The sequence below is a fragment of the Streptomyces sp. WELS2 genome (genome assembly GCF_013870595.1).
Classification (GTDB): domain Bacteria; phylum Actinomycetota; class Actinomycetes; order Streptomycetales; family Streptomycetaceae; genus Streptomyces.
The window spans coordinates 1-5346 of record NZ_JACBWZ010000427.1; the positions used below are offsets into that span (position 1 = coordinate 1).

Below are 5346 nucleotides of genomic sequence, written 5' to 3' on the forward strand. Positions count from 1 at the left end.
CGTGCATGGTGTCCCCTAAGGGACTGCGGTGGAAACCAGAGATCTCTTAAGAGGTCTCAGAGCCGGCCCGCCGCTTTCAGCGCCAGATAGGCGTCCGCGAGCGCCGGCGCCAATTCCTCCGGAATAGCGTCCACCACCGTCACCCCGTGACGACGGAGCTGTTCGGCGGTGCGCCGGCGCTCGTCCTGCGCCCGAGCCGCTGCCGCCGCTTCGTACACGGCCTCGGCGTTGCCCCGGGCCTGGGCCATACGGGCAATGTGCGGATCCGCCACCGACGCGACCAGAACCGTATGGCGCTGAGTGAGCTGGGGAAGCACGGGAAGCAGACCCTGTTCCACCGGTGCCGCGTCCAACGTCGTGAGAAGCACGATCAGAGAACGCCGAGGGGCCGTGCGCAGAGCGGTGGCGGTGAGACCGCGGGCGTCGGTTTCGACGAGTTCCGGTTCCAGCGTTGCCATCGCGTTGACCAGCGAAGGCAGGACATCGCCGGCCGTGCGGCCTTGGACAAGGGCACGTACCCGGCGGTCGTAGGCCAAGAGCGCCACCCGGTCGCCCGCGCGGGAAGCGAGCGCTGCCAGTAGCAAGGCCGCGTCCATGGAGGCGTCCAGCCGCGGGGCGTCGCCGACGCGGGCGGCCGAGGTCCGACCGGTGTCCAGGACGAGCAGGATGTGCCGGTCGCGTTCCGGACGCCAGGTGCGCACCGAGACGGAGGACTGCCGGGCTGTGGCGCGCCAGTCGATGGAGCGGGTGTCGTCTCCGGGCACGTACTCGCGCAGGCTGTCGAACTCCGTGCCCTCCCCACGGGTCAGCGCGCTGGTACGGCCGTCGAGTTCGCGCAATCGGGCGAGTTTCGACGGAAGGTGCTTGCGGCTGGTGAACGGGGGCAGGACGCGTACCGTCCAGGGCACCTTGTGAGCGCTTTGCCGGGTGAACAGACCGAGGGGGCCGTAGGAGCGAAGGGTCACGAGATCGGCCTGGCGGTCGCCACGGCGTGTGGGGCGCAGCCTGGTCGTGACGCGTCGGCGCTCTCCCGGGGGCACGGTGATCCGGTGCCGCGACGCCTCGGTCTCGGTGCCCGGCTGCCATGCGCTCGGCGGCCAGGCGTCACGGAGCTGGGCGCGCAGGGGGCGGCGGGACGGATTCGTCACCGTCAGCGTGACGTCCGCGGTGTCACCGAGACGGACCGTGGTGTCGCCGGAGCGTGCCAGCAGCAGGCGGCGTACCGGCGCGGCCAGCGCGTAGTCGCAGGCGCAGGCCAGGGCCAGGGGGCCGTTGACCGCGAGGATTCCGGTCCAGCCCGGTTCCAGGAAGCCGACGGGGATCGAGCCGAGGGCCGCGAGGAGTGCGGCGCGTCCGGTGAGTGCCATCAGCGGGGGACCGGGACGTGGGCGAGGATGGCGTTGATGACCGAGTCGGCGGTCACGCCCTCCATCTCGGCTTCCGGGCGCAGCTGGACGCGGTGCCGGAGGGTGGGCAGGGCCAGGGCCTTCACATCGTCGGGGATGACGTAGTCGCGGCCGGTCAGCCAGGCCCAGGCGCGTGAGGTGGCGAGCAGGGCGGTGGCGCCGCGCGGGGAGACGCCGAGGGCGAGCGACGGCGACTCGCGGGTGGCGCGGCAGATGTCCACGACGTAGGCGGTGATCTCGGGCGACACGGTCGTCTTGGCGACCGCGGCGCGGGCCGCTTCCAGGTCCGCGGGGCCGGCGACCGGTCGTACGCCTGCGGCGCGCAGGTCGCGCGGGTCGAAGCCTGAGGCGTGCCGGGTGAGGACGTCGATCTCGTCCTGACGGGAGGGCAGCGGGATCGTGAGCTTCAGCAGGAACCGGTCCAGCTGTGCTTCCGGGAGGGGGTAGGTGCCCTCGTATTCGACCGGGTTCTGGGTCGCGGCGACCAGGAACGGCTCGGGGAGGGGTCGTGGGGTGCCGTCGACCGTGACCTGCCGTTCCTCCATGGCCTCCAGCAGCGAGGACTGGGTCTTGGGCGGGGTGCGGTTGATCTCGTCAGCGAGGAGCAGGTTGGTGAAGACCGGGCCGGGCTGGAAGGAGAACTCGGCGGTGCGGGTGTCGTAGACGAGGGAGCCGGTGACGTCGCTCGGCATCAGGTCCGGGGTGAACTGGACGCGCTTGGTGTCGAGTTCCAGCGCGGATGCGAGGGCTCGGACGAGCAACGTTTTGGCGACTCCAGGGACTCCTTCTAGTAGTACGTGTCCGCGGCAGAGGAGGGCGACGACGAGGCCGGTCACGGCGGGGTCCTGGCCGACCACGGCTTTGGCGATCTCGGCGCGCAGGGCTTCCAGCGCGGTGCGGGCGGTGTCCGCGTCTCCGCTCTGCCCGGCGTTGTCAGTGGTCGGGTCCATCATGAACGGCGTACCTCTCTTTCGAGGGCGTCGAGTCGGTCGGTGAGGGCGATGAGGGCCGCGTCGTCGCCGGGCGGCGGTCCGAAGAGGAGGGAGTGCAGGTCCTGTCCGTCGCCGGACAGGCGGGCGGAGAGGGCGGGCAGCAGGGCCTCGGGCGTGTGCGCCTGAGCGACGGGGACGCCGGCGAGGGGAGCGAGGCGGGTGCGGGTGGCGGAGCGCAGAGCGTCGGCCGCGCGGTCGCGGGCGTCGGCCTTGCGGTAGAGGCGGGCGCGTCCTTCGGTGGTCTCGGAGGCGCGGATCGCGACGGGGAGTTTCTCGGCCACGAGCGGGCCGAATCGGCGGGCCCGCCAGAACGCGGCGAGGGCCGCCGCGACGAACAGCTGCAGGGTGGCCCAGAGCCAGCCCGAGGGGAGCAGGCCGAAGAAGTCTTTCCGGTCGCCGGCCGGGGCTCCGGAGGCGTCGGACAGCGAGGGGAGGTACCAGACCAGATGGGGCCGGGAGCCGAGGAGTTGAAGGGCGAGGGAGGCGTTGCCCTGCTCGTCCAGGCGGTCGTTGTAGAGGATGTCGGGTGCGCCGAGCACGAGGGTGTCGCCGTTCCCGGAGGCCGCGGGCAGACGCAGCAGGGTGGCGAGGCGCTCGCTGGGGTAGCAGGAGTCGGCGTCGAGACGGGCGGTGGTGTAGCGGACGCCACCGGTGTCGGCGGTGCCCGCCCGGCGGGCCTCGGGCAGGGCGCAGTCCGGGGCGAGCGTGGAGTCGCCGCTGGTGGCGGGGTCCGCGGTGACCCCGGGGGCGAGTCGTTCGACGGACCAGCTGCCAGCCGCTACCAGGACGGTTCGCCCGCCGGAGTCCGCCATCGCCGAGTGCAGCCGGTCCTGCTGACGGTGGGTCAGCCGGTCGGGCACGGCGACGAGCAGGGTGGTGTCGGGGCCGGTGGCGGAGCGTGCCGTGTCGAGGCTGGTGACCACGCGCGTGGACACGCCCCGCTGGGCGAGGAGTTCGGCGACGGCGCGGCTGCCGTGCGGGTCGACGGAGCGCGGGTCCAGTTCGCCGTGGCGGGTGGTGGAGCGCACGGCGGCCATGGCGACGGCCGCGGCCAGGACGAGGACGACGGCGAGCACGATGCCGCGTGTCCGGGTCCACAGCCGGCGGCCGGTGGGCGCGGTGGAAGCGGGGGTCGTCGGCGGGGCCTCGGTGGTCACTCGGCCGCCCCCTGGCGGGTGCTGTGGGCCGTGCCGACGGCACTGGCGGCGTGGCTCGGCCGGGTGTTCTCCAGGTCGCGGTCCAGTTCGGCGAGGCGGCGGTACGAATGCTCGTCGGCACTGCGCCCGCCATATGTGACGTCGTCGAACTCGTGTGCCGCGGCGCGCAGTCGGTCCGCGTGCGCGGGCAGGGCGCGGCCGGCCTCGGCGGCGGCTTCGTCGGCGGTGCGGCCGGGGCGTACGTCGAGCAGGGCGCGTTCCTCCAGGGAGCGGACCACGGCTCGCATGCGTTCCTGGACGGCCTGGTTCCAGTGGCCTTGGGCTGCGTGTGCCTCGCCGGCCGCGCGGTGTTCGGCGGCGCTGCGGGTGCGCTCGTCGAACAGCAGCGCGGCGGAGGCGGGTGGGCGGCGGGGGGTGCCCAGGCGCCACCAGAGGGCGGCCAGGACGGCGACGACGAACAGGATGACGACGAACAGGCCGACCGCGCCGCCCGGCGTGGCCGACGCGGCCGTGCCGAACAGCCGGTCGAGCCAGTCCCACAGCGCGTTCAGGGCGCGCTGGAACAGGCTCGGATCGTTCTCGTGGTACATCCCCTTGGACAGTTCGCGCCGGGCCGCTTCCCGCGCGGGATCGCGCGGGACGGTCACCGGCGGCTCGTCGCCCGAGCCGCCGGCTGCCAGGAGCGCACGGTCCGACGCGCGCCACACTCGTACGACCGTGGTGGCGCCCGATGGGAGCGCCGCCGTGAGTACTCCCCCCGTGAGGCTCACCGCGTCAGCTCCCGGGGACCGGACCGGGGGCGCCCGGGACACCGGCGGCTCGGGCCAGCTCCAGGTCCAGGGCTTCGCGGCGGATGCGCTGGTCGATGTAGAGGAGCGTGGTGACGCCGGCGCTGATCGGGAGGGTGAGCGTGGTCCCGATCACGGAGCCGATGGACCGGATGATCAGGAACGTCCAGCCGACGTGTCCGCCGTTGGTGGCGAGGAAGTCGGCCATACCGTCGTCGCTCGCGGCGGCGCCGATGACGGCGAAGGGGATGGTCACGATCGCGGAGACGATGTTCGCGATCAGACCGGCGAGCAACTGGATGCCGAAGACGCGCCACCAGGAGCCCCGCACCAGCCGGGCGGAGCGGCTCATGGACTTCCGGATGCCCTGCCGTTCGAGCATCAGGGCGGGCGCGGCCAGGTAGTAGCGGATGCTCAGCCAGACCGCGACGACGACGGCGCCGAGGATGCCCAGGGCCATCAGCGCGGCCCCGGCGGCGTCGCTGCCACTGCTGATCAGGACCAGGAAGCCGGGCAGCGCGCCGGCGGCGAGCACGCCGAAGACGATCAGACCGAGCAGGATGAGCAGACCGCACAGCTTGAGCAGCCGTGGGCGGGCCTCGCGCCAGGCCTCGCCGGTGCTCACCGGCTTGCCGAGCACGGCACGGCTGGTGATGGTCGTGAGCAGGGCGGTCGCGACGATGGTGGCGGCTGCCGAGACCACCGTGAGCAGTCCGGTGCCGACCATGGTGTCGCGCAGGCTGCGGAGCACCTCGCCGGGGGTGGCGGTCTCGCTGTCGAGCGAGGCGCTGGTGAGGGCGTCGTTGAGGACGAAGCCCTGCAGCAGGACCAGGCCGGTCTCGGTGAGCAGGGCGACCGCCAGCGAGATGGCGAGGACCGAGCGCCAGTAGGCGCGCATGGTGGAGACGGCGCCGTCGAGGATCTCACCGACGCCGAGCGGGCGCAGCGGGATGACGCCGGGCTTCGCGGCGGGCGGTGGTCCGCCCCAGCCGCCGCCCCAGGC

General features: G+C 73.1%; 5 protein-coding genes. All 5 read right to left on the reverse strand.

The window, feature by feature from the left end:
- Positions 1-56 precede the first annotated feature (56 nt).
- Entirely contained in the window at positions 57-1367 is a 1311-nt protein-coding gene (locus tag H5J33_RS22330) for a DUF58 domain-containing protein (protein ID WP_181796695.1), read from the reverse strand.
- Positions 1367-2356, reverse strand: coding sequence for a MoxR family ATPase (locus tag H5J33_RS22335; RefSeq protein ID WP_181796696.1), 990 nt, complete (start codon positions 2354-2356; stop codon positions 1367-1369). Before H5J33_RS22335 ends, H5J33_RS22330 begins: the two co-directional genes overlap by 1 nt.
- Positions 2356-3555 carry a DUF4350 domain-containing protein gene (locus H5J33_RS22340; protein ID WP_181796697.1) on the reverse strand — a complete coding sequence of 400 codons (1200 nt, stop codon included), beginning with the start codon at positions 3553-3555 and terminating at the stop codon, positions 2356-2358. The genes H5J33_RS22335 and H5J33_RS22340 overlap by 1 nt, the downstream gene beginning before the upstream one ends.
- Positions 3552-4325, reverse strand: a complete 774-nt coding sequence (locus H5J33_RS22345; RefSeq protein WP_181796698.1) for a DUF4129 domain-containing protein — start codon at positions 4323-4325, stop codon at positions 3552-3554. Before H5J33_RS22345 ends, H5J33_RS22340 begins: the two co-directional genes overlap by 4 nt.
- Positions 4326-4329: 4 nt before the next feature.
- A partial coding sequence (locus H5J33_RS22350; RefSeq protein WP_181796699.1) for a glycerophosphoryl diester phosphodiesterase membrane domain-containing protein occupies positions 4330-5346 on the reverse strand: 1017 nt, incomplete at its 5' end.

What these genes read in the sequence shown, in the direction of transcription:
- H5J33_RS22330 (WP_181796695.1), bottom strand. Translation starts at nt 1,367, where the DNA reads ATGGCACTCACCGGACGCGCCGCACTCCTCGCGGCCCTCGGCTCGATC.
- H5J33_RS22335 (WP_181796696.1), bottom strand. Translation starts at nt 2,356, where the DNA reads ATGGACCCGACCACTGACAACGCCGGGCAGAGCGGAGACGCGGACACC.